This is a genomic window from Paraburkholderia sp. BL21I4N1 (genome assembly GCF_002973525.1).
In the GTDB taxonomy this organism is placed as follows: domain Bacteria; phylum Pseudomonadota; class Gammaproteobacteria; order Burkholderiales; family Burkholderiaceae; genus Paraburkholderia.
On sequence record NZ_PVEN01000001.1, the window covers coordinates 229,891 to 251,027 of the forward strand.

Sequence of the window (21,137 nt, forward strand, 5' to 3'; positions counted from 1 at the left end):
CGGACCCCCTGGCGACGGACCTGCACGAAACCGTCGTGTGGTGCCAATGACGGAAAACGGACTCTTCGGCACGAGCCAGCGCGAGATCGTCGCGACGACCTATATGCCCGACGGCGCCGGGCCGTTTCCGCTCATCGTGCTCAGTCACGGCAATCCTCCGAATGCCCGCGACCGCGTGAAGGTCGGCCGTTATCGCAAGCTTGCGCAGATTCGCGAGTTCGTGCACATGGGCTTTGCGGTGATCGTGCCGATACGCCGGGGTTATGGCGCGACGGGCGGCACGTTCGCCGAAGACACCGGCTCGTGCAAGCGGCCCGACTTCGTCGCGGCCGGCAATGCGGCGGCTCAGGATCTGCTGGCCACGATCGCGTTCGCCGACACATTGCCGCAAATCGACAAAAATCATGTGATCCTGGTGGGGCAGTCGGCGGGCGGATTCGCCTCGCTTGCTACCGCCAGTTACTCTCCGCCGGGCGTTATCGCCGTCGTCAATTTCTCGGGCGGCCGTGGCGGCCGTCCCGTCACCAATCCCGGCGACCCTTGCGGGCCGGACAGAATGGCCGAGACGATTGGACACTATGCGTCGACAACGCATGTTCCGGTTTATTGGCACTACGTCCAGAACGACAATTTTTTCGCGCCCGATGTCGTTCGCACCTGGTTCAGCGCGTTTCAGGCGGCGGGCGGTCAGGGGCAGTTGGTGATCGAGCAACCGTTTGGCCGCGATGGTCACGGCATGTTCGCCGTCGACCGTGCGATTCCGATCTGGGAGCCTGGCTTCCAGAGCTTTGTTTCTTCCGTGTTACACACCGCGAACGCGGCAAACGACAGTCCGCTGGACGCGGTCAAATCGAAGCAGTAGGCTAGACGTGCTGGACGACGTAACTTGGTGATGCTGGCCCTAACCGACAACGTGGAGCCGAAACATGCAAGTAAGCACGGAAACGCTCGTTGAGATGCTGCGAGAGGTCGAAGCCGACGACCCGATCGATTACGCGGACCTGCCATTTGGAGAGCAGGAACTCAGGCAACTTGTGATGAGTTCTCTGGTTGAGCGTCACCACCAGGTCGAGGCCGGCAATATGGCCGTGTCCGACATTCACGCGCTTTACCTGTTGAGCACCGCCAAGCTGGTACTTGAAAACACGGTGCTTCATGCACGGCTGCTCCTGCTTCAGGGGCAGCGGGTGGACGTGCAGGCGCTGCTGGCTCCGTTCACGCTTAAAGGAAAACCGTGAAAGGAGTAGGGGCGCGCAGTCAATTCTGTCGCGACTGTCGCGAAGAGGGCAGCTACGCAAAGGCGGAGCGAACCGTTATTTCCGGATCGTCCGCTTGACCGGTGCGGTGAGCTTTTTGCAATTGACGCACAAGCCGAAAAGCACCAATCGTCGCCCCGACACCGCGAATTCGAATTGCTCCGCGACAGCCTGCTGCCGCGCCTCGATTTCAGCATCGAAGAATTCATGAACGCCGCCGCACGCATTGCAAATTATGTGGTCGTGCGGATTGCCGTCGTTCAGTTCATAGACCATGCGGCCGTCGCCGAAAGCTACGTTGGACAATAACTGTGCGTCCACCAGTTGAGCCAGAACCCGGTAAACCGTTGCCAGACTCATGTTGCGCGAGTCTTCGTTGAGACGAACGTAAACCGCCTCGGCAGCGAGATGTTCGTGAGCGTGCGCCTGAAAAAATTCCAGCACCAGGACGCGAGGAAACGTGGGGCGCAAACCGGCTCGCTCAAGAATTCTGTGAGTGTTCATGGATTGGGTGGAAACGGAGGGCGGCGGGCGGAAGGCCGCGAGGCCGGACGACACATTCAGGGGTGTCGTCGAGTCGAGGAAGTCAGGTGAATACCTTCGCTCCGCGAGCAGGGGGCGAACCGCCAGTGGCCGAACTATGCGTGCCCGCTCCTTAAGGGAACCTTAAGCGACCGTTTCGAACGGCAGAAAGCCGCGCGACGGGAAGCCGCGCGGCAAACTGGTCGGCGATCTGGCGCGATCGGCGCCGGCCGGTTGAGTCGACGACTTAACCCGATCTTCAGATCGGGCGCATTGAGCAGGGCGTCAAGCTTTGACGCTCATCCTGTCCATGATCACCAGAAGATCCGCGAGTGACTGCTTGCATTCGGCCGCATTCGGCGTGCCTGCGCGCAATGCGCTCAGCGCGCGGTCAATGGCTTTGTCGACGGTGTGCCAGTCTGCGGCGGCGCGTGGCTTCAGCGAGGGCTCGGCATCGTCCCAGGTGAGTTCGAGATCTTTGATGCGCGCTTTGCCGCCCGTGAGATCGCCTTTATCGACCAGAGCCTTGGTGTCGGCGGCGATCTTGCGGAATGGCGTCAAATCGCCGAGCTTCGAGGTTTTGACCGATTCAGCGGCGTTCGCCGACAACACGCTGAGCCGTCCTGCATCGAGACGGCCGAAGCTGAGTGCGGAAACGGTGATAAACGAAGCGATGACCGCTTTATTGAGCGTGGCCTGTTTCATGATGATTCTCGTCTGTTTGATTGGGATTGGATGAGTGGCGGACTACTTGGAAGCACGTTTCGAGGCAGGCGTGCTTAAGGTTCGCGCCGCTGTCGCGCTCGCGAAGACGACCAGTACAGCGATCGCGGTGAGAAAGAGCAGGCTGGTGTTGATGGTGCCGAGTCCGATACCGCCATACGCACGCGATTGGGAAAGCAGGTCGCCAAATGAAGCACCCAGTGGCCGCGTCAGAATGTAGGCGAGCCAGAACGTCAATACCGGATTGCCGCTGGCGTAATAGAACGTGCTGACTAGCGCGATCAGTGCGCTGAATACCACGACGCCGATCAGGAAGCCGAGGCCTAGCGCTTCGGTGGCGAGATCGCCCGCTGCCGTGCCCAAAGCGAAGGTGAACAGCACGGCCGCCCAATAGAAGAGTTCTCTGCGCGTCGTGTTGATGGTGTGAATCGACAGCGTGCGTTCACTGCGATACCAAAGCCCAAACACGGCGGCAAGCGCCAGCGCGAACGTAATCGTGCTTGCGTACAGACTCACGCCGAGCTTGTCGGTCAATGCGTCGGTGATCTGTGTGCCGACTACGCTGACCAGCACCACGGTCAGCCAGTAAATCCACGGCACGCATTTGCGCATGCGAAGCTGCCCCGCGAGCGCGGTCAGCAGCAACGCGAGCATCATGCCGCCGGTCACCGCGGTGCCGAGGCCGACATGCACGGCCAGATAATCCGCGCCGGTTTCGCCGACGGTGGTGGCCATGATCTTGATCGACCAGAAGACGAGTGTCGCCTCGGGTACTTTGTTGCTCATCGTGGCAACACGATAATTCGAGGTCTCTAGCACGGTGATTCTCCCATTGATAAGCGCCTGGCGCGACGTGGCGAGTCGCGCGATCACGCTCAGTCAGCGCACCGACTATGCAACGAAGAACCTTATGCAAACCTTATGTTCGGAAGTGACGGAATCGTTGCTATCCGTGGGTGTTCGCCGACCGGCCTTGATACGCCACGACCGCGTGACACCCGCGCGGCAGGACATTGTTCAATCGCTATTAACGCGCCGCCCGATATTGCTTAGACTGCGTCTTTAACGCCAATCACTTTTCCACTCCACTCGCCGTATGCCTCGACAGTCCAATTCGTCGCCGGTTAAACCGCGCAGAGCGCCCAGCCAGGCCCGCTCCGAACGTATGGTCGCCACGCTGCTCGAAGCGGCCGCCCAGGTTCTCGAAAACAAGGGGCTCGAAGGTTTCAATACGAACGCGGTGGCGGAGCGCGCCGGTGTCAGCATCGGCTCGCTGTATCAGTACTTCCCGAGCAAAGACGCGCTCACGTTCGCGCTGATGCAGCGTGAAAGCGAAGGCTTCTATCAGGAGGCGCTGGCCGCACTCGACCACGCTAGCGGACCGGTCGCGCTGGATCATCTGATTGGCGTATCGGTGCGGCAGCAATTCGCACGGCCTACGCTCGCGCGCCTGCTCGACGTCGAAGAGAGCAGGCCGCACATGCGCGCGGCGCTCTCCACGAAGGGCTCGATACGCGTCTTGCTGACGGAAATCCTCGCGCGGGACGGCCTGCCGCCGCAAGAGGACACGCTGGTCGCCGCGCGCGATCTGCTGGCTATGATCCGCGGCCTGGTCGACGCGGCGGGCGAACGCGAAGAAACGGACATGGCCGGACTCATTCGCCGCGTGACGGCCGCCGTATTCGGCTACCTCACGATGATGTCCGCCACAGGCACCGCTGCGGCGCCGGATTCTTCGGCTTCGCTCGCGGAAGAATCGCCGCCATCGCAGGATAAACGCGAGCAAGCCCCGCGCAAGAACCCGTCGCGCACCCGGAAACGCCCGTAGCACGGGCCTGAGCGACCATCGGAACAGGTCAGGGCGACGCGAGTATTGAACGCGAGCTTTTACTCGTAACATTCTCCGTACGGAACGCAACGAGCGATCCGCATCAACGGAGATCGACATGACCGATAGCACCACCATGAAGCTCAATCACATGAGCTTCCCCTCGTCCGACGTTAGCGCGACGGCGACCTTCTTCGAACAGCATCTCGGCTGCACGGTGGCCGGCCGGCACGGGAGCTGGATTCTCAAACGCCCCGGTTTCGACATCGTGATCGAAGACGCCGCTGACCATTTGGTTGCATGGCCGCACAACTTTCACATCGGCTTCGAACTGGGCACTCTCGACGACGTGCGCGCGCTCTACGACCGCATGGCCACGGCCGGCGTCGTGATGAAAACCGGCGTGTTCAAACACGAGCGCGGCTCGCGGTTTTTCTGTGAAGTACCCGGCGGCGTACTCGTCGAAATCAATACCCGATCGGACGCCGATGAACAGTTTCGCGGCACCTTCGACCGTTGACATCTTCAATCGCATTTCCGCCGTAGCCCATGGCCGCGCGGAAGTGCAGGAGCTTTAGCATGCAAGTATTCGTAACCGGAGCCACCGGATGGGTTGGATCCGCCGTGGTCCGTGAGTTGCTGGACGCCGGCCACGGTGTGACGGGCCTTGTCCGTTCCGATGACAAGGCGGCCGCGCTGGCCGCGACCGGCGCGCGGGTTGTTCGCGGCACGCTCGACAATCTCGATGTGTTGCACGGCGCCGCGTCGGCGGCAGATGCAGTGATTCATACCGCTTTCAATCACGACTTCTCCAAATTCGTCGAGAACGCCGAGCAGGAACGGCGCGCAATCGAGGCATTCGGAAGCGCGTTGCAAGGCTCGGACCGCCCGCTTCTCGTGACCTCGGGACTCGCGCACATTGCATCAGGCCGTGCCGCGACCGAAGCGGACGTGCCCGATCCGTCGTTTCCTCGCCAGTCCGAGGCCACGGCGAGAGCGCTGGCGGAGCGCGGCGTGCGTGCCGCGACGGTCCGTCTCGCGCCGTCGGTTCATGGCACCGGCGACCATGGTTTCGTCCCGATGCTGATCCGCATGGCGCGCGAGACGGGTGTGTCCGCCTATCTCTGCGAAGGCCTGAATCGCTGGGGCGGCGTGCATCGACTCGATGCCGCGCGTGTTTACCGGCTGGCGGTCGAACAGGGTGTGACCGAGTCCGTCTACCATGCGGTCGCGGACGAGGGCGTGTTGTTCAAGGATCTCGCCGAGGTGATTGGACGCCGGCTCGGTGTGCCGGTCGAATCGCGTGGCCGCGAGCACTTCGGCTGGTTCGCGGGCTTCGTCGGTGCGGACATGGCCGGCGTCAGCGCGCGCACGCGCTCGTTGCTCGGCTGGTCGCCGACCGGTCCGGATCTGCTCACCGATATCGATCAACCCGGGTACTACACCGTCTGACCACGTGGCGCGGCGGCTGGCATGCCGCTTTGCGCCACACCATGCCTGGCCGCCGTTCGGCAGATCCCAAAGATTCTTCAAACAGCCCACAATATCCGCGATCCTGAAACGTCTTCAGACGCATGGAACCGCAGCCCACCCCGACCACGATGAAAGACCGAGATAGCGATATCACCGCGACTGTGGTGCGTGAGCGCATGAAGCTCGGGAATTTTATCCGGCGTCGTGTGCGCGATCCGGGCGAGGCCGAGGACATCTTGCAGGACGTCTTCTACGAATTCGTGCAGGCGTACCGGCTCCCCGCTCCCATCGAGCAGGCGAGCGCGTGGTTGTTTCGCGCGGCGCGTAATCGCATCATCGACCGTTTTCGCAAGAAGAAAGAGCAACCGCTATCGGAACTCGTCGACGACGGAGATGAGGCCGATTACGAGTATCGACTCGATCTCGCGCTGCCCGCACACGACGCGGGTCCGGAAGCGCTGTACGCGCGTGCCGCATTGCTTGAAACCTTGCAGGACGCACTCGACGAATTACCGCCCAATCAACGCGACGTATTCATCGCCCACGAACTGGATGGGCGCACGTTCAAGGATATGGCAGCGGAAACGGGGGTTGCGATCAACACCCTGCTGGCGCGCAAACGCTATGCGGTGTTGCATTTGCGCGCCCGTCTGCAAGTGGTTTATGACGAACTGGATCTTTAAAGGAGTCGACGGATGAAATCTCGAATCAAATGTATTGCGCTGGTGCCGCTCGTGGTGGTGGGCGTCGCCGTGCTCGGATGGGCGGTGATGACGTTGTGGAATTGGGTGGTGCCGGCACTGTTCGTCGGCGCTCGTCTGATCGACTTCTGGCACGCATTGGGTCTGCTGGTATTGAGCCGCATTCTGTTCGGCGGTTTTCGCGGGCACGGTGGCGGTTGGCGCGAACGGCGGCATTGGCGCAAATGGCAGGCTATGACGCCTGAAGAACGCGAACAATTCCAGGCAACCTGGCAAACCCGTTTCGGCCGACGCAAGGGAGAATGAGCATGCGCCAGAAAGCGACGGCCGAGTGCAAGCAGGACGCGGGGGTGATCGTGCCCGTGGTCGACCTGCGCCGCTGTGAAGGTAAGGGGGACTGTCTTGAAGTGTGTCCCGAGAACGTGTTCGAGATCCGGCGGATCGACGACGCCGACTACAAGAAACTCGGCGCAATGAATCGCTTCAAGCTGCGGGTGCATGGCATGAAAGTGGCCTACACGCCGAACGCCGACGCGTGCCGTTCGTGCGGACTCTGCGTGACGGCCTGTCCCGAACGCGCGATCAAACTGGCCAGAGCGTCGTAGTTGGCATCACGCAAGCGTCTTTCCTGTCGATTCGCTGTCAATACATCTAGCCGATAGACACATCTGGCACACGTACCCGGTCGATACAGCCATCGCTGTGTCAGGTTCGTGCCATCTAAACCGCGTATGCCCGAAACCGTGCATGCGCAACCAATTGGTTCGGAATCTTGGAGAACGCACAGCCGGCTTCTAGCCGGCTGTTTCCATTGGTGACTACTATCCGCACGTCAGGACGAATTTATTCCAGTGAATCGAATAGGCAGTTGAGCTTGACATCTTTATCTTCCAGAATGGCCGTTCGGCCACTCTCCATCTCATTGTCCCAATGCGCGGTTCCCACAGCTGAATCAACCCGATTCATTGTGTTTACGTAATAATCGCGCAGCATACCGATCCACTTACCAACAAAAATGTGCAGGTCATGGCTTTCAGCGAACCAAGGTCTCCGTTTTTTAAGTGGATCGTCTCTTCCGCTCAGAACCTGAGCGCGGACAATCGGCAGGTACTGCTTGCCAATCTTTTCACACGCACCGCGTCGATCATATTCGCGTCGATCTGTGAAATCAGCGTGTGCGCAACGGCGTTCTACCTTTATCCGAGCGCACTTTACGCCGGCTGGGGCATCGCTGTCGTCGCGTTACTGATTGCCCGCCTCGCGCTAATCTGGTTGAACTGCACCCGGAGCGCGCGCGGCCAGCCGACTCCAACTTCCGCGTTTCTATTCGCGAGCCTGCTCTGGAGTGCGCTATTTGGATTCGGCACATTGCTCTGCAATACGAGCGGAGACGCGACGCTCTTCCTGCTCGGAAACGTTTGCGCTGTCGGTGTGATCGGCGGTCTGGCGGGACGCAATGCTGGCACGCCTCGGCTCGTGCTATTGCAGATTACATTCATTCTCGGACTGCTGGGTGTGGGGGCGGCGCTGTCGCCCGGCTCCGGCAAACTCGTGTTGCTGTTTCAGGCGCCATTCTGCGCCGCCGGATTTTTCACGGTGGCGCTACGCAGCAATCGCGATACGGTGGCCTTGCTGCTGGCGCGCGAAAACAGTCATCGGCTTGCGCGTCAGGACAGTCTCACGGGCCTGCCGAATCGCGCACGGCTCAGCGAGTTGCTGCTGGAGCGCACCGAATTGGGCGCGCTACGCGAAGATCAACAATTCGCGGTTCTGCTGATCGATCTGGACGGTTTCAAGGCGATCAACGACAGCCTGGGTCATGCGGCGGGCGATCAGATCCTTCAGGAAGCCGCGATCCGCCTGCGCGAAGTCCTGCCGGGCGGCGATCTCGTCGGACGGCTGGCGGGCGACGAGTTCGTCGCTATTTCAGACGCAACGGGGCAAGCGCGCGACGTGCGTATCCTGGCGGATCGCATTGTCAAAACACTGGCACGCCCGTTCGCTTTGCGTGAGGCGCTGGTGCATATCGGCGCGAGCGTGGGCGTCTCGCTCTATCCGGAACACGCGAAAACCGGGCCGCAATTGCTGATCTGCGCCGACCGCGCGTTGTATTCGGTCAAACGCAACGGCAAAAGCGCTTTCGCGTTGTTCGACGCCGGCAAGCACGCGTCGGACGAGAGTCTGAGCCTGCTTCGCAGTGATCTGGAAGGCGCGCTGCAGTCGTATAGCGGTTTGCGCATGGAGTACCAGCCGATTGTCGATCTCAGTAGCGGCGCCGTGTCCGGCCGCGAAGCGCTGATTCGCTGGACGCATCCCACTCGCGGCGAACTGCCGCCTTCCGCATTCATTCCGACTGCCGAGCGTACCGGGCTGATTCTCGCCTTGGGCGAATGGGCGTTGCTGCAATCGTGCAAGGAAGCCGTGACCTGGCAGGATAAGGTCACGGTCGCCGTGAATGTGTCACCGGTGCAATTGCGGGAGGAGTCGTTTGCGTCGAGTGTGGCTGCAATTCTTCGTAAAACGAAGCTGCCGCCCGTGCGATTGAATATCGAGGTCACGGAAACCGTGCTGCTGAATGACGACATCGTCACGCGGCGCAACGTCGCGAGGCTGCGCGCATTGGGTATTGGACTCGCGCTCGACGACTTCGGCACCGGCTTCTCGACCATGTCGACGCTCGTACGCTTCTCGTTCGACAAGCTGAAGATCGACAGCTCCTTCGTCAAGGAGTCGGTGCATCGCCGCGAATCCGCCGCGGTGGTTCGCGGGATCGTTGCATTGGCACGCGAAATCGGCATTCCCACCACGGCGGAAGGTATCGAGACGCAGGAGCAGTTGGACTTCGTGCGGGTGTGCGGTTGCACGCACGCTCAGGGCTTTCTGCTCGGCCGACCGGTGCGCGGCAGCGATATCGCGCGAATCGACGAAGCGGTTATCGCTCATTCAGCGGATAAGGAGTAAGCGGCAGCAGATTTTTACGCCGCCTTACCGCTCGCTTTTCGCCTTGCCCCACACCAGCGATTCTGGATGCCGCTCGAGATAATCGCCCAATGCGTTCAGCGATCGCAGTGTCTGCGTCAATTTCGTGAGCGCCTCGTGCAGATCCGTTTGCATCGGTGAATCCTGTTGCAGGACCGCATGGGCCGCGTTGAAGGTTTTCTCGGCGGATGCCAGCGTGCCGCGCGCCTGCGGCGCCAGTTGCGTGTCGAGTTGCCCGAGCAGCCGGTCGGCATTCTGCAAAGCTTCGTTGAGGTTGTGGCTGAGTTGATCGAACGGAACCTGAGCGAGTTGCTTCGCGATGTCGGCGATCTGAACCTGTAGTTCTTCGAGCGTATTCGGCACCGTGGGTAACTCAATCGGCTGTACATTTAAATCGATGTGCGCCGGCGGTGCTGTCGGAAACATGTCGAGCGCGACGTAAAGCTGGTTGGTCAATAGATTGCCGGTGCGTAATTGTCCGCGTAAGCCGCTTGCGACCAGCTTCAGGAGCAGGGCTTTGCCGGCGTTCGTATCGCCGTGTTGGACCGATTCCAGATAGCGCCGTCCGAGCCGATCGGGATAGAGGTTGAGCGTGACAGGCAACGTGAATTCACGCGTCCTGGCATCGAATTCGACGCCGATTCGCGTCACCTCGCCGAGTTGAATGCCGCGAAAGTCCACTGGCGCGCCGACCGTTAATCCCCGGAGCGATTGCGTGAATTTCATCACGACTGGGGCCGCTGGACCGTCGGCATGACGCATGGCGCGGGTCTCGTCCTGGGCAAGCGGAAATGCGGCGCCATCTGGCGCTGCGGGGCCGATCGATTCGCCTGGCGGAGTCTGGAATGCAATGCCGCCGAGCATCACCGCGGCAAGCGATTGTGTATTGAGCGTGAGACCATTCGCGTCGAGCCGTAAGTCGAGACCGCTTGCCTGCCACCAGCGCGTATTCGTGCCGACGTATTGCTGATATTGCCGGTCGACGAAGACATCGAGCGCGACGCCAGTCCCCTTCTTGTCCAGCGTGACGCCGCTTATCCGGCCGACCTGGACGCGCCGGTAGTAGACGGGCGAGCCGACATCGACCGAGCCGAGCGACTCGCCATGCAGGACATAACGCGCGCCCTCGTCATCGCTGCGTACGGCGGAGGGCGTTTCCAGTCCCGTGAAGTGTGTTTCGGTCTCTCGTGAGTGTCCCGCGGCGACACCGATATAGGCGCCCGATAACACCGTACCCAAGCCGGAAATACCACCCGCATCGACACGCGGACGAACTACCCAGAAACGTGTGCCCTTTACTGCGAAGCGACGCGCGTCCTCCGTCAACCGCACTTTGGCCAAAACGTGAGAGCGGTCCGGTGCGAGCGTGACGGCTTCGACGGAGCCGATCTCCACGTCACGGTATTTGACCGCTGCCTTGCCGGCTTCGAGGCCTTCCGCGTTAAGGAAGCTAATGGTGATGGCTGGGCCGCACCGGCTCACCGACTGATAGGCCAGCGCGGCACAGATGAAAGCGGCGGCGAGTGGAATTAGCCAAACGAGCGACGACAACCGCCCGCTCGCTGCCGCGTCACTTGAGTTGCGCGACCAGCGCATCGGCGCCCTTTTCGATGCCTGTCTTCGACGCGCCGAGAGAACCGAAGCTCGCGCCGATATTCATCGGACTCGGATACTGCTTGGTGACATACGCGTTGATGAGGCGGTTGCTCGCCGCGTCGTAGATCTCGACGGCGTAAATCACCGAGCCGGTGAAGGCACCTTCGCGGCCACGCACGGTCTGGACGCCGTTGTAAATGCCGCCCGCAATGTCGAAGCGCGACAACGTACTAATCACCGGCGTGCTGGTCTTCGCGCCGGTTAGCGTGAGTTTCAGCCGCAGCGTGTTCGGACCCGGCGTGGTAGCGATCTCGAAGCGGCCGCGCAGCTTTTCCGCGAAGCGCGTCTGCATGTAGCTTGCGAGCGCTGTTTTATCTTCGTCGCGCATGTCGCCGAATTGATTGTCGGCGCCACGATAAATGACGACGGGATCGACGATCACTTTCGTGTACTGCTGCCAATCGGTTTGTGACGAGAAGCGATACGGCACGCGGCCCGAGTCGTCTTGCGGATTAGGCCTCAAATAAGGCGACGACGCGATTCCCGAATAAGCGACCGGCGTCACGCTCGAACAGCCGATCAGCGCGGCGCAAGCGGCCGCCATCAACACGTGACGCATCTTCACTAACTTTTCCATGCCTATCTCCGTTTGCGGGTTCGAGCCTGTCTTTCCTGGCCGATCCAGGCGCGACAGTTCATGGCGGGCTCAAGCCTAACATTGCAACTTCAGGATGTAAACCGACCAGGCGGTTTGTTTGTGGGTCGAACAATGCGATATGACACGGCGTCGGCGCGTGGCCGACGCGCTTTGTTCAAGCTTCTTTGGCGATTTTCCTAGTGGCGCGCGGTGCGCGTGCAGCGCGGGGTTTCGCTTTCGCAGCGGGTTTCGGGGGCGTGGTGGCCCACTGACTATCGTCGAGCAAACGATCGAACAAACGCCCGCGCTCCTTGCCGGAAAATGGGCAGAGTCCCAGCAGGCTTGTGAAAACGAGACCTCGTGCGGCGGCCCAACGAAGCAACGCCAAGTCAGGATCGGCGGCTTCGGCTTTAATGCGTTTGACCTTCTGCGCGCTCTTTTCGTTAGTGGAGGAAAGCAGCGTGGGGTCCTCGACCAACGCCGCGAGAACGGCAAAGCCGCCCGCCTGCGGGTTCTCCGCCGCTTCGCGCATGGTCGCGATCTCGGTCGCGAGGTTGGCTTCGGGCGTTGTGTCGGCAACCTTCGCGAGATATTGCCGCGAGAAGTTTTCGAAGTGCTCGATATCGTGTTCGAGCAGCGCTTTCAGCACTTCGGTTTTGGTGCGGAACTGATGCATCAACCCGCCCTTGCTGATGCCGCTTTCGCGTGAGATCGCGTCGAACGTGAGTTGACCCGGGCCGTCGCGCGCGATGATGGTCAGCGCCGCTTGAAGCGCTGCGCGGCGGGAGCGTTCGGAACGAGTTGGGTTGTCCATAAGGTCTTCAGAGCGTTGGGGTGGCTTTGCGCGAGCGGCGAAAGGTATGCTTGCGCGGCGGCCGATGCTTAGGCCAATCGATCGCTCAGGCAGAGCGATCGATTGCGGATACGCATTCATTTTACAGGCCACGCCGGGACGGCCGACGCGGAGCGCGGGAGTATCCTTCGTAGGCTGAGCACGACAAGCCTCGCGCCCACTACTCCGACACTCAGGCAAACATGGAATCCACGTTGCAATTCCAACTCAGAATAACGGTTGCGTCCGGACTGGCCGATGCTTTGCGCGCCGATCCGACGGGCGCGTCGCACGCTGCGTTGCGTGATGTGCTGCGTCGACACAACGCAGCGCTGAAGTGTCAGTTCGATGCGTTCGCCGATTACGTCAGCGAAGCGGAGAAACTCGGCACGGAAAACTATCCGCTGTATCAATGGACGCGCGAGACGATCGAGAATCCGCAGAAGAAGGCGAAGTATCTTCAATCGTTCACGGTCTACATGAATGGCGACGAGATCTACGGCAAGCGCATTGCGGATGAGATGGAGATCGACCTATTGAAGCTGGTTAGTGAGGACGGAATTAAAAGCGTCGCCCGGTTCGATACGAATCCTGCGAACAATCCGCAACCGCCGAAGCGGTAGCGCATCGCCGCCACTTATCCGCGAAACGTCATGTGCAATTTACATTTGACGACAAGCCGCCAAGTTCGTGAGACGATGCTAATTCACTTTTTTTCGAGGAGAGCGCCATGGGACTCTTGGACGAAGCAGGAAAGATTGCAGGGGCATTCGCCGCTGTTGAAGCAGCAGAAAAAGTGGATCCGGGCGCAGGTTTGCTGACGAAAGGCATTGCGGCCGTAGCCGGTTTCGAAGGCGCTGGTAAGCTGGAAGAAATGGTCGAAAAGAAAGACGACCAGCCTCAAGACGCAGCTGCAGACACGCAAGCCACCGACGACTCCGCCCCGCAGGCCTGAACGAACGCAGGCCGCCGGAAACATGATCCGTATGACGGATTCATGCCCCGGCGGCCTCGCGATCAACGCATCACTCCGCATCACATCACCTCGCCCACGCGCGCACCCATTTGCCTTTCATTGCTGTAACCGTCGTGCTATCCATGTCGGTTATCCGTAAGAATTATTCGCCTGATATCGAAGCAACCTATTCTGGTTCGCCATTCTCAATCGCACGCTGATTCACGGCACTTTTCGTCCGACTGTTTTCATCCGGGTGTCATAGCTTCACGGCTAGGATCGCAGGTCACCTTCGTGGTGCACATTCAGCAGCAGCAGCCTTGCCGCCTACGCCGCAGCACGGTCTCTCCGCGTAATCGCCGGCATCCTTCCACCCCCATAGAAAAATACCAGACATGTCGAACAAGAAAATCGCCAATGCTGTGCCGTCCGAACAGGGCGCTTCCATCGTTTCGCGTCGTGGGTTTTTGAAGTTTGCTGGTGCCTCCAGCCTCGCCACCGCAGCCAGCACATTCGCGTCGACGGCGCGCGCCGCGGGTAGCGTGCCCGACGGCACGCCCGAGCAGATCCACCTGACGTGGGGCAACGATCCGTCGAGTGAGGCCACCGTGTCATGGGCGACGCTTGCGCAAGCAGTGAAGCCGCAAGTACGTTTCGGCGCCGCGGGTGGGAACAGGCATACGGTGCATGCAGTGCAAAGCACGTACACCGACGGCATCAACGGCGAGGTGGTGTTCGCGTATCACGCGCGCCTGCGTGATCTGAAGTCAGACACGAGCTACGAATACGAAGTCACCGCCGAAAACGACAGCAACGCGGCGCAGCCTTTCACGGCGAACTTTCGCACTGCGCCGCGCGGCCGTGCGGCGTTTCGCTGGACCAGCTACGGCGATCTCGCGACGCCCAATACAGGTTGGGTCCTGTCGTCGCCACAAAGCCGTTTCGCGGTGCAGGCGGTCGAGCGTTTCGAGCCGTTGTTCCATCTGCTCAACGGCGATCTCTGCTACGCCAATCTGAACCCGATGCATCAGCCGGATGTGTGGCGCGACTTCGGCAACAACTGCCAGACGTCGGCGGCCAACCGTCCGTGGATGCCGTGTCCCGGCAATCACGAACTCGAATTTCACAACGGCGAACAGGGCCTCGCGTCGTACCTCGCGCGCTATACGCTGCCGGACAATCACACGCGTTTTCAGGGGCGCTGGTACAGCTTCCGCGTGAGCTCGGTGTTGTTCATCTCGCTCGATGCCGACGATATCGTCTATCAGGACGCTGCCGCTTTCGTCGCCGGCCCGGACCCGCTGGTACCGGTGGCCAGCACCGGCAATCCGCCGATTCAACCGGGCACTTCGCTGTACGTACGCGGCTATAGCGACGGCGAACAAACCCGCTGGCTCGAGCGAGTCCTTCGCCATGCCGCCGAGGACAGCGAAGTCGACTGGATCGTCGTGCAGATGCATCAGGACGCGCTGAGTTCGTCGAAGACCGGTAACGGTTCGGACAAGGGGCTGCGTGAAGCGTGGCTGCCGCTGTTCGATCGCTATGGTGTCGACCTTGTGCTGTGCGGTCACGATCACGACTACGAGCGCAGCTACCCCGTGCGTGGTTGCAATCACAACAAAGGCACCGACATCGCCACGGGCCGTCCGGTCGATACGTTGCAGCCGAAACCGGTGATGTCGGCGGTGTCGTCGGGCGCGTCGACGTTCGATACGAGTCACGGCACGATTCACCTGATTCTCGGCGGCGGCGGCACGAGCGCGCCGCTGGACGTGTACGGCATGGACGCCGGCACCGGCATGCCACAAGCGCGTCTTTTCACCCGGCCGAACCGTCCGGTTGCGGGCACGACGGCAGGCACCTTCGTGCGCGCCGGTGCGGATGCGGTTGAAGACGCGATCTGGTCCGCGCAACGCGACACCGGCACGGGCTATGGCATCGCGGTGTTCGATCACGATCCAGGCGAGCACGGCGGCGAGACCACCATCACGATGAACTACTATCACGCGCCCGGCGCGGACCAGACGCCGACGCAGAACTACGAGCTGTTCGAGACGATCGAGTTGAAAAAGAGACGGCGCGGATAAAGCCGGCAGAGCGGCATAGATCTTTTGTTACACGTCTTACGGACGTGTGTTTGGGCGGTTACAAAAAGCTTTCAAATTGCCGGTTATACTCGGCGCCGTCCTAAACACAAAAGAGCTTTTTTATGTCGAACAAACTCGTTCAGATGCTCGCTATCGCAGCGCTCAGCGCCGCGGCCTCGTTGCCGGCAATGGCCGGCGACATGAACAACGCCCTTGGCGGCGCGCTCGGCGGTGTGGCCGGCGCTGCCTTGGGCGGTGCGGTCGGCGGCAGTACCGGCGCTATTCTCGGTGGCGCGGTCGGCGGCGGCGCGGGCGGTGCGGTCACGTCGAATCGTCGCGAGCGCACGGGCGCGATTATCGGCGGCGCGCTGGGTGGTGGCGCGGGCACCGCGGCAGGCAATGCGATGGGCGGCCGCAGCGGTGGCCTCGTCGGCGCGGCGTTGGGTGGCGGCGCAGGGTCGGCGCTCGGTGGCAACATGTCGCGTTCCAACTCGTACTCGGACGACTATTCGCGCGGCTACCGGTCGGGCAAGCGGCATCATCGGCATCGTCACTACGATTAATGCGGTGAAGGGGGCGGGGCGCTAAGCTTCTCGCAGTGGGACAATTCAAGGCCACCCTTCAGGAGACGCAAAAAATGCTACGCGTGTACTGCGCAGGTCCGCTGTTCAATGCAGCCGAACGTGCGGAAATGGATTCGATTGCTCACACACTGGAAGCAGCGGGCTTTGCGACGTTTCTTCCGCATCGCGATGGTCTGGAATTCGCGCGACTCAAACCGGAACTGGAGAAGCTGGGCGCGTCGGTAGAAGAGGCCGCGCAAATTCTCGATCGCGCGATCTTCAGTCTGGATACCTATCAACTGCTCGAACGCTGCGATGTGGTCGTCGCCAATCTGAACGGACGAGTCGCGGATGAGGGCACTGTCGTCGAGGCGTCGCTCGCATGGCATGCGGGCAAGCCGTTGGTTCTTTTCAAGGCCGACGCGCGCTCCATGCTCAGTGGTTCCGACAATCCGATGCTCGGCGGACTCGGCGATTTCCAGGTTGTCGATCAGATCGCGGCACTTCCGCTGGCTATTCGCGAAAGCGTCCAACGAGGTCACGCGAACAAAGTGGAGAAGGCGCTGGCTGTCGGTGCCGGGATCGCGTCGCTGCGTGAGGGCGGCGACGACATGACCTCGCTGGCGAAGACATTGTTCAGCACCTTTAGAGGCGCATAGCGACATTCACGTCGGTGCGCTACGCCGACGGCTCGGCTCCATAGCCAACCAGCGGCGTATCCACGCGGTAATCCGCGAGTCGAGCCGCTAATCCGGCGGCAACACCAACGCCCCACACCCCGTATCCGTCACGAACGTCGCCAGCAGTTTCGCCGGATGAACCGGATCGGGATTCTCGGCGAACACGTGAAGCGTGCCCGGCGGCTCGAACCAGGTCTGGCCCACGGCGTAATTGATCGCCGCGCCGCCGCCTAGTTGCGAGCGCACCGTTCCCTGCAGCACGACGGCCGTCACCGAACCCGGGTGACGATGCGCCGGTGTGAACGCGAGCGGCGGATAGTCGACGGTGATCGTCGTGATCGATTTGCCCGGCGCGTTGGGCAGCGCTTCACACGACAACACCTTGATAACCGACGCGGGCCGGCTCGCGGCATTGGCATTCGTGTTCGTATTCAGCGAGCCGCTGGACAACAATGGGCCGCTGCTCTGACCACCGCCGCAAAGCGTGGTGAACCAGTCGAACGCCGAGCGAGGCGTCGCCGGACCGAGCGACATCGCGGTCACGGCGAGCGCGGCAAACAGCGCGGGCTTGCCGGTCGTCAGACTCGGCCGATACGACAGGCACGACAACATGCGCACGTTCATACACGTGCCGTCCAACGCAGGCTTGCTCGCCAGCGCAACTCGCGTTTTGCCTTCGCGCAGGTGACTTCCGCGTTGTCCTGCGCGATGTTGTACACCCCCGCGGCGCCCTGCTGAAGCGCCAGCAACGCCGCGTACGCCGCGGCCTCGACGTGCAATGGACTCGAACCCGTCGGCGCATCGGTGCCAGTGCCGGGGCCATAGATCTGTCCATAGCGCAGCACCGTGCCGTTCAGCGGCGCGGCTTCCAGCACCTGCTGCTCCAGCGCCGCGACGCCACGCACGCTGATACCGCGCGCACCTTCCGCGTCGACATCGAGTGGCGAGGTTTCGTCATACGGCGTAGCGCCTGGCCGATACGCCCACGCAATACTTTGCGCGATCAACCGGTTGCTGCCGGCCGCGATCGCGGCGGCAATCAGGTTGCGGGTGCCTTCGTCGCGTATCCGCGCGTTGTTCCACACGGCCTCCACCATCCGGGCGGGATCGAGTCCCGCAGGCAGATCCGTGAGTTGATGGATCACGCTGTGCGGCGCGATGGAACGCAGCGTCTCCCGCAGCGCATTCGCGTCGAATACATCGACGACGACTGGCACGACGCCTGTCGCTTCGAGCTGTTTCGCGCGCTCCACTCGCCGCGTGCTGCCGAATACCTCGTAGCCCGCCTCGATCAGCAGTGGCGTGAGCGCTGCGCCAATCGCGCCGGTTGCGCCCGCAACAAATACCTTATGTGCCATGCCTTTTCTCTCCCGTGAGCGATAGCGAACGTCCGCGACGGCGTGCCGTGCTTCCGACGAAGAGCAGAATAGGGCTGTTAATGGTCTATAAAAAGGTCCATTATTGAGAAATTAATTGAGCCAATTTGATAGGAAAGCCAGTGCGACGGGCAGAACAGATTGACCTTGCATTAGCGCCGAGACCTGAAGGCATGTCGCTGCAGCGCTGGCTTTATGACGAGTTGCGCACCGCGATCCTGAGCGGTCGCTTGCCGCCGGGCGCGCGGTTGCCCTCCACGCGCGATCTCGCGGCGCGCTTCGACCTGTCGCGCGGAACCGTGCTGGGCGTGTTCGCGCAACTCGACGCGGAAGGGTATCTGGCGGGCGCGGTAGGGCGCGGCAGTTTCGTCGCGGCTGAGTTGCCGGATCGGCGCATCGACAGTGGTGATCGCGCCGCGGCGACGTCGATCAAGAAGCGCGATGGCCGCTCGTCGGTCCGTGAAAGCGCACGAAAAAATCCCGGCGAGAGCGATCCGCAGCGACCCGTCGTCGCGCTCTCCCGCCGCGGCCGCCTGCTCGCCCGCAGCGCATTTCAACTGAGCGGCCGCTCGATCCCGGCGCGGGCTTTCCGGGCGAGCCAGCCGGATCTCGACGCGTTTCCGTTCGACCTGTGGGCGCGTATTGCGGCCAAACGCGCCCGCCGCACGCAACGCGATCTGTTGGGCGATGGCGAAGCGCAAGGGTATCGGCCGCTGCGCGAAGCGATTGCCGCTTATGTGGGTATGTCGCGTGGTATCGCGTGTTCGGCGGATCACGTTGTGATGCTTGGCAGCGTTCAGCAGGCGATCGATCTGGCTGCGCGTCTGCTGCTCGATCCGGGCGACGCCGCGTGGATCGAGGATCCCGGCTACGTTGGCGCGCGCTTCGTGCTCGAGGCTGCGGGCGCGCGCGTGGTCGGCGTGCCGGTCGACCCGGGCGGCGTCGATGTGGAATGGGCGCGCCGGCATGCGCCCGACGCGCGCCTCGCGTTTGTGACGGCCGGTCGGCAAGCGCCGCTCGGACCACCGCTCGCGCTCGAACGCCGGTTGTCGTTGCTCGAATGGGCGCGTGAGCGCGGTGCTGTCATCATCGAAGACGACTACGACAGCGAGTACCGTTTCGCGGGCAATCCGCTCGCCGCGTTGAAGAGCCTCGACGACGACGGCCACGTGATCTACTGCGGCACCTTCAGCAAGCTGCTGTTTCCCGCGCTGCGGACCGCGTATGCGATCGTGCCCGAGCGTCTCGTCGAGCCCTTCGTGGCCGCGTTGTCGTTGACGGCGCGGCACGTTCCGCTGGATCAGCAATCGGTGCTGCACGAGTTCATCGCCGAGGGCCATTTTGGCCGGCATATCCGGCGTATGCGTGTGCTTTACGGTGAACGTGCCGAAGCGTTGACGGCTAGCGTGGTGCAGCATCTTGCCGGCTTGCTGGAGATGCCGCCGATCATCGCGGGACTCGACGCGCCGGCCTTCTTGCCGCGCGGCACCGACGACAACGAAGTCGTGCGCCGCGCGGCGCTCGAAGGCATCGAAACGCGGGCGCTGTCGCGCCACGCGGTCGACCGACCGGCGCCGGCGGGGCTGGTGCTTGGATTTGCGTCGGTCGGTGTCGACGATATTGCGTCGGGGGTGATCGCCTTAGCGCGCGCATTGTCGTGATGCAGACCCGCGCAGAACCACGCCGCCGGCAGTTAGGGCCGCCAGGCCTTATTCATCACGATGATCCATGACGACGCATTCGAGATTGCCGGCATGGGCCGCGGCTGCCATCGCCTCAGGCAACGCGTTCAACGGATAAACGAGCGGCCGTAGCGGCGCGACGTCGAGCAGTCCGCCGCGGATCAGGTCCAGCAGACGCCGGTAGGCATCGCGCGGATACATGAACTGGCCGAGGATCTCCCAACCGTTCAACATCACTTCGGTGTACGGCACCGGCAGCGGCACGCTCATACTGCCCATCACGACGAGGCGACCGCCTCTCGACAGACTGCGCAACGCGGCGAGCGTCATGTTCGGATCGCCGGCGTTGCCGACCATGTCGAAGGCGAGATGCGCGCCATCGCCACCGCCGCACACGCGGCGGATCGCGTCGAGGTCCGCGTCGACGTCGCCAGTTGCCGCGACGGTCGTCACGCGCCCTCCGGGGGCGAGTTGTGCGACGGCTTCGAGCGCACGCGCGTTGCGCCCGAGCGCCACGACCCGCGCCGCGCCCATCGCCAGGGCGACCATGATCGCCGCTGTTCCGAAGGCGCCCGTCGCGCCCGAGACGACGACCGTCTCGCCGGCTGCGAGCCTGCCGCGAAGCAGTCCGCCGAATGGCACGATGCAGCGCGTCGTCATGGCTAGCTGGATAGCGCTGAGTGGCGCCAGGTCCTCAGCAAGTGTCACGGCGGAGGCCGGAAACAATGCATATTCGGCCAGCGTGCCGTCCGGCCAGTCCGACTGCATCGGGCCCGAGTCGGGGCTGATCGCCGTGATACCGAGCAGCATTTCCGCCGGCGCCTGGATGTTCTCCTGCGCAACGAAATGGGACGACAACACCACGCGCTGGCCGGGCTTCAGATGCCAGACGCCGGAACCCACTGCGTGGACGATACCGATGCCGTTACCGCCGGGAATGAACGGGCGATCCGGCGTGTGATAGATAGGCAGTTTGCCGTCCACATAGTCTTTCATATACGACAGCAATGACGACGCCTCGACACGAACCACGACGCCGCCTGCACGCGGTTCGGGAATGGGCAGGTCGGTCAGGCCGAGTGTTCCACCGAGACGTTCGAGTTGCCAGGCTTTCATGCGGATGCTCCTTGATAGGGTTTAGATCACGACCCGTACAGCAGATAGCGTCGTGAAAGTGAGCCTATGATCGCGCTGGCCTTTGTTGCTGACTATAATTAAAACGGTCTGATTCCTATTCGATCGTACAT

Annotated in this window: 24 protein-coding genes; 15 read left to right on the top strand and 9 right to left on the bottom strand. The window is 62.0% G+C overall.

Annotated elements, in window-relative coordinates; translation table 11 throughout:
* The first annotated feature begins 46 nt into the window (after nt 1–46).
* Together B0G83_RS01045 and B0G83_RS01050 are read left to right on the top strand one after the other, a co-directional pair.
* Nucleotides 47–862, top strand: a complete 816-nt coding sequence (locus tag B0G83_RS01045) for a dienelactone hydrolase family protein (RefSeq protein WP_258167738.1) — start codon at nt 47–49, stop codon at nt 860–862.
* Nucleotides 863–926: 64 nt separating this feature from the next.
* The gene (locus B0G83_RS01050; protein WP_035560047.1) at nt 927–1,238 is read left to right on the top strand and encodes a hypothetical protein; all 312 of its coding nucleotides are present in this window, start codon (nt 927–929) and stop codon (nt 1,236–1,238) included.
* A gap of 75 nt (nt 1,239–1,313) precedes the next feature.
* Here B0G83_RS01050 and B0G83_RS01055 read toward each other — a convergent pair whose 3' ends face one another.
* The 3 genes from B0G83_RS01055 to B0G83_RS01065 form a co-directional block, all read right to left on the bottom strand.
* Entirely contained in the window at nt 1,314–1,814 is a 501-nt protein-coding gene (locus B0G83_RS01055) for a Fur family transcriptional regulator (protein WP_146120139.1), read from the bottom strand.
* Between the two features lie 249 nt (nt 1,815–2,063).
* The gene (locus B0G83_RS01060; protein WP_105505590.1) at nt 2,064–2,483 is read right to left on the bottom strand and encodes a histidine kinase; all 420 of its coding nucleotides are present in this window, start codon (nt 2,481–2,483) and stop codon (nt 2,064–2,066) included.
* Between the two features lie 42 nt (nt 2,484–2,525).
* Complete coding sequence (locus tag B0G83_RS01065) at nt 2,526–3,287, bottom strand: hypothetical protein (protein WP_105505591.1); 762 nt, start codon at nt 3,285–3,287, stop codon at nt 2,526–2,528.
* 379 nt (nt 3,288–3,666) lie between these two features.
* Here B0G83_RS01065 and B0G83_RS01070 point away from each other — a divergent pair, with 379 nt between their 5' ends.
* From B0G83_RS01070 to B0G83_RS01100, 7 genes are all read left to right on the top strand, one after another.
* On the top strand, nt 3,667–4,329 hold the full coding sequence (locus B0G83_RS01070) for a TetR/AcrR family transcriptional regulator (RefSeq protein ID WP_308701372.1): 663 nt from the start codon (nt 3,667–3,669) through the stop codon (nt 4,327–4,329).
* Nucleotides 4,330–4,447: 118 nt separating this feature from the next.
* Nucleotides 4,448–4,849, top strand: coding sequence for a VOC family protein (locus tag B0G83_RS01075; protein WP_105505593.1), 402 nt, complete (start codon nt 4,448–4,450; stop codon nt 4,847–4,849).
* A gap of 59 nt (nt 4,850–4,908) precedes the next feature.
* Nucleotides 4,909–5,781, top strand: a complete 873-nt coding sequence (locus B0G83_RS01080) for an SDR family oxidoreductase (RefSeq protein ID WP_105506517.1) — start codon at nt 4,909–4,911, stop codon at nt 5,779–5,781.
* A gap of 122 nt (nt 5,782–5,903) precedes the next feature.
* Nucleotides 5,904–6,485 (top strand): RNA polymerase sigma factor, encoded by a 582-nt coding sequence (locus B0G83_RS01085; protein ID WP_181156653.1) that lies wholly within the window; start codon nt 5,904–5,906, stop codon nt 6,483–6,485.
* Nucleotides 6,486–6,497: 12 nt separating this feature from the next.
* Nucleotides 6,498–6,809: a hypothetical protein gene (locus tag B0G83_RS01090; protein WP_105505594.1), complete on the top strand. Its 312-nt coding sequence runs from the start codon at nt 6,498–6,500 to the stop codon at nt 6,807–6,809.
* A gap of 2 nt (nt 6,810–6,811) precedes the next feature.
* Nucleotides 6,812–7,108 (top strand): 4Fe-4S dicluster domain-containing protein, encoded by a 297-nt coding sequence (locus B0G83_RS01095; protein ID WP_105506519.1) that lies wholly within the window; start codon nt 6,812–6,814, stop codon nt 7,106–7,108.
* 421 nt (nt 7,109–7,529) lie between these two features.
* Nucleotides 7,530–9,464 carry a bifunctional diguanylate cyclase/phosphodiesterase gene (locus B0G83_RS01100; protein ID WP_105505595.1) on the top strand — a complete coding sequence of 645 codons (1,935 nt, stop codon included), beginning with the start codon at nt 7,530–7,532 and terminating at the stop codon, nt 9,462–9,464.
* A 24-nt stretch (nt 9,465–9,488) separates the two neighbouring features.
* On the opposite strand, the gene B0G83_RS01105 is transcribed toward B0G83_RS01100, so the two are convergent.
* The 3 genes from B0G83_RS01105 to B0G83_RS01115 all read right to left on the bottom strand — a co-directional run bounded on the left by B0G83_RS01105 (nt 9,489) and on the right by B0G83_RS01115 (nt 12,529).
* Nucleotides 9,489–11,078, bottom strand: coding sequence for an intermembrane transport protein PqiB (locus B0G83_RS01105; RefSeq protein WP_105505596.1), 1,590 nt, complete (start codon nt 11,076–11,078; stop codon nt 9,489–9,491).
* The gene (locus tag B0G83_RS01110) at nt 11,053–11,715 is read right to left on the bottom strand and encodes a DUF3313 domain-containing protein (protein ID WP_105505597.1); all 663 of its coding nucleotides are present in this window, start codon (nt 11,713–11,715) and stop codon (nt 11,053–11,055) included. Before B0G83_RS01110 ends, B0G83_RS01105 begins: the two co-directional genes overlap by 26 nt.
* Before the next feature lie 175 nt (nt 11,716–11,890).
* Nucleotides 11,891–12,529, bottom strand: coding sequence for a TetR/AcrR family transcriptional regulator (locus tag B0G83_RS01115; RefSeq protein WP_105505598.1), 639 nt, complete (start codon nt 12,527–12,529; stop codon nt 11,891–11,893).
* A 221-nt stretch (nt 12,530–12,750) separates the two neighbouring features.
* Between B0G83_RS01115 and B0G83_RS01120 the strand changes: the two genes are divergently transcribed.
* The 5 genes from B0G83_RS01120 (at nt 12,751) to B0G83_RS01140 (ending at nt 16,811) form a co-directional block, all read left to right on the top strand.
* Nucleotides 12,751–13,170, top strand: coding sequence for a hypothetical protein (locus tag B0G83_RS01120; RefSeq protein WP_105505599.1), 420 nt, complete (start codon nt 12,751–12,753; stop codon nt 13,168–13,170).
* 107 nt (nt 13,171–13,277) lie between these two features.
* Complete coding sequence (locus tag B0G83_RS01125; RefSeq protein ID WP_105505600.1) at nt 13,278–13,502, top strand: hypothetical protein; 225 nt, start codon at nt 13,278–13,280, stop codon at nt 13,500–13,502.
* 395 nt (nt 13,503–13,897) lie between these two features.
* Nucleotides 13,898–15,589: a metallophosphoesterase family protein gene (locus B0G83_RS01130; RefSeq protein ID WP_105505601.1), complete on the top strand. Its 1,692-nt coding sequence runs from the start codon at nt 13,898–13,900 to the stop codon at nt 15,587–15,589.
* 122 nt (nt 15,590–15,711) lie between these two features.
* Nucleotides 15,712–16,152 carry a hypothetical protein gene (locus tag B0G83_RS01135; RefSeq protein ID WP_105505602.1) on the top strand — a complete coding sequence of 147 codons (441 nt, stop codon included), beginning with the start codon at nt 15,712–15,714 and terminating at the stop codon, nt 16,150–16,152.
* A 74-nt stretch (nt 16,153–16,226) separates the two neighbouring features.
* Nucleotides 16,227–16,811, top strand: a complete 585-nt coding sequence (locus B0G83_RS01140; RefSeq protein WP_105505603.1) for a nucleoside 2-deoxyribosyltransferase — start codon at nt 16,227–16,229, stop codon at nt 16,809–16,811.
* Between the two features lie 87 nt (nt 16,812–16,898).
* Here B0G83_RS01140 and B0G83_RS01145 read toward each other — a convergent pair whose 3' ends face one another.
* Nucleotides 16,899–17,456 carry a cupin domain-containing protein gene (locus B0G83_RS01145; RefSeq protein ID WP_258167635.1) on the bottom strand — a complete coding sequence of 186 codons (558 nt, stop codon included), beginning with the start codon at nt 17,454–17,456 and terminating at the stop codon, nt 16,899–16,901.
* Nucleotides 17,453–18,190 carry an NAD-dependent epimerase/dehydratase family protein gene (locus B0G83_RS01150; protein WP_105505604.1) on the bottom strand — a complete coding sequence of 246 codons (738 nt, stop codon included), beginning with the start codon at nt 18,188–18,190 and terminating at the stop codon, nt 17,453–17,455. Before B0G83_RS01150 ends, B0G83_RS01145 begins: the two co-directional genes overlap by 4 nt.
* Before the next feature lie 191 nt (nt 18,191–18,381).
* Between B0G83_RS01150 and B0G83_RS01155 the strand changes: the two genes are divergently transcribed.
* A complete protein-coding gene (locus tag B0G83_RS01155; RefSeq protein WP_258167636.1) occupies nt 18,382–19,869 on the top strand; it encodes a PLP-dependent aminotransferase family protein in 1,488 nt (495 codons plus the stop codon).
* 48 nt (nt 19,870–19,917) lie between these two features.
* Here B0G83_RS01155 and B0G83_RS01160 read toward each other — a convergent pair whose 3' ends face one another.
* Nucleotides 19,918–21,006, bottom strand: a complete 1,089-nt coding sequence (locus B0G83_RS01160; RefSeq protein WP_105505606.1) for a zinc-binding dehydrogenase — start codon at nt 21,004–21,006, stop codon at nt 19,918–19,920.
* Nucleotides 21,007–21,137 lie beyond the last annotated feature (131 nt).

What these genes read in the sequence shown, in the direction of transcription:
- B0G83_RS01045 (WP_258167738.1), top strand. Translation starts at nt 47, where the DNA reads ATGACGGAAAACGGACTCTTCGGCACGAGCCAGCGCGAGATCGTCGCG.
- B0G83_RS01050 (WP_035560047.1), top strand. Translation starts at nt 927, where the DNA reads ATGCAAGTAAGCACGGAAACGCTCGTTGAGATGCTGCGAGAGGTCGAA.
- B0G83_RS01060 (WP_105505590.1), bottom strand. Translation starts at nt 2,483, where the DNA reads ATGAAACAGGCCACGCTCAATAAAGCGGTCATCGCTTCGTTTATCACC.
- B0G83_RS01065 (WP_105505591.1), bottom strand. Translation starts at nt 3,287, where the DNA reads ATGAGCAACAAAGTACCCGAGGCGACACTCGTCTTCTGGTCGATCAAG.
- B0G83_RS01070 (WP_308701372.1), top strand. Translation starts at nt 3,667, where the DNA reads ATGGTCGCCACGCTGCTCGAAGCGGCCGCCCAGGTTCTCGAAAACAAG.
- B0G83_RS01075 (WP_105505593.1), top strand. Translation starts at nt 4,448, where the DNA reads ATGACCGATAGCACCACCATGAAGCTCAATCACATGAGCTTCCCCTCG.
- B0G83_RS01080 (WP_105506517.1), top strand. Translation starts at nt 4,909, where the DNA reads ATGCAAGTATTCGTAACCGGAGCCACCGGATGGGTTGGATCCGCCGTG.
- B0G83_RS01085 (WP_181156653.1), top strand. Translation starts at nt 5,904, where the DNA reads ATGGAACCGCAGCCCACCCCGACCACGATGAAAGACCGAGATAGCGAT.
- B0G83_RS01090 (WP_105505594.1), top strand. Translation starts at nt 6,498, where the DNA reads ATGAAATCTCGAATCAAATGTATTGCGCTGGTGCCGCTCGTGGTGGTG.
- B0G83_RS01095 (WP_105506519.1), top strand. Translation starts at nt 6,812, where the DNA reads ATGCGCCAGAAAGCGACGGCCGAGTGCAAGCAGGACGCGGGGGTGATC.
- B0G83_RS01100 (WP_105505595.1), top strand. Translation starts at nt 7,530, where the DNA reads ATGGCTTTCAGCGAACCAAGGTCTCCGTTTTTTAAGTGGATCGTCTCT.
- B0G83_RS01105 (WP_105505596.1), bottom strand. Translation starts at nt 11,078, where the DNA reads ATGCGCTGGTCGCGCAACTCAAGTGACGCGGCAGCGAGCGGGCGGTTG.
- B0G83_RS01110 (WP_105505597.1), bottom strand. Translation starts at nt 11,715, where the DNA reads ATGGAAAAGTTAGTGAAGATGCGTCACGTGTTGATGGCGGCCGCTTGC.
- B0G83_RS01115 (WP_105505598.1), bottom strand. Translation starts at nt 12,529, where the DNA reads ATGGACAACCCAACTCGTTCCGAACGCTCCCGCCGCGCAGCGCTTCAA.
- B0G83_RS01120 (WP_105505599.1), top strand. Translation starts at nt 12,751, where the DNA reads ATGGAATCCACGTTGCAATTCCAACTCAGAATAACGGTTGCGTCCGGA.
- B0G83_RS01125 (WP_105505600.1), top strand. Translation starts at nt 13,278, where the DNA reads ATGGGACTCTTGGACGAAGCAGGAAAGATTGCAGGGGCATTCGCCGCT.
- B0G83_RS01130 (WP_105505601.1), top strand. Translation starts at nt 13,898, where the DNA reads ATGTCGAACAAGAAAATCGCCAATGCTGTGCCGTCCGAACAGGGCGCT.
- B0G83_RS01135 (WP_105505602.1), top strand. Translation starts at nt 15,712, where the DNA reads ATGTCGAACAAACTCGTTCAGATGCTCGCTATCGCAGCGCTCAGCGCC.
- B0G83_RS01140 (WP_105505603.1), top strand. Translation starts at nt 16,227, where the DNA reads ATGCTACGCGTGTACTGCGCAGGTCCGCTGTTCAATGCAGCCGAACGT.
- B0G83_RS01145 (WP_258167635.1), bottom strand. Translation starts at nt 17,456, where the DNA reads ATGAACGTGCGCATGTTGTCGTGCCTGTCGTATCGGCCGAGTCTGACG.
- B0G83_RS01150 (WP_105505604.1), bottom strand. Translation starts at nt 18,190, where the DNA reads ATGGCACATAAGGTATTTGTTGCGGGCGCAACCGGCGCGATTGGCGCA.
- B0G83_RS01155 (WP_258167636.1), top strand. Translation starts at nt 18,382, where the DNA reads ATGTCGCTGCAGCGCTGGCTTTATGACGAGTTGCGCACCGCGATCCTG.
- B0G83_RS01160 (WP_105505606.1), bottom strand. Translation starts at nt 21,006, where the DNA reads ATGAAAGCCTGGCAACTCGAACGTCTCGGTGGAACACTCGGCCTGACC.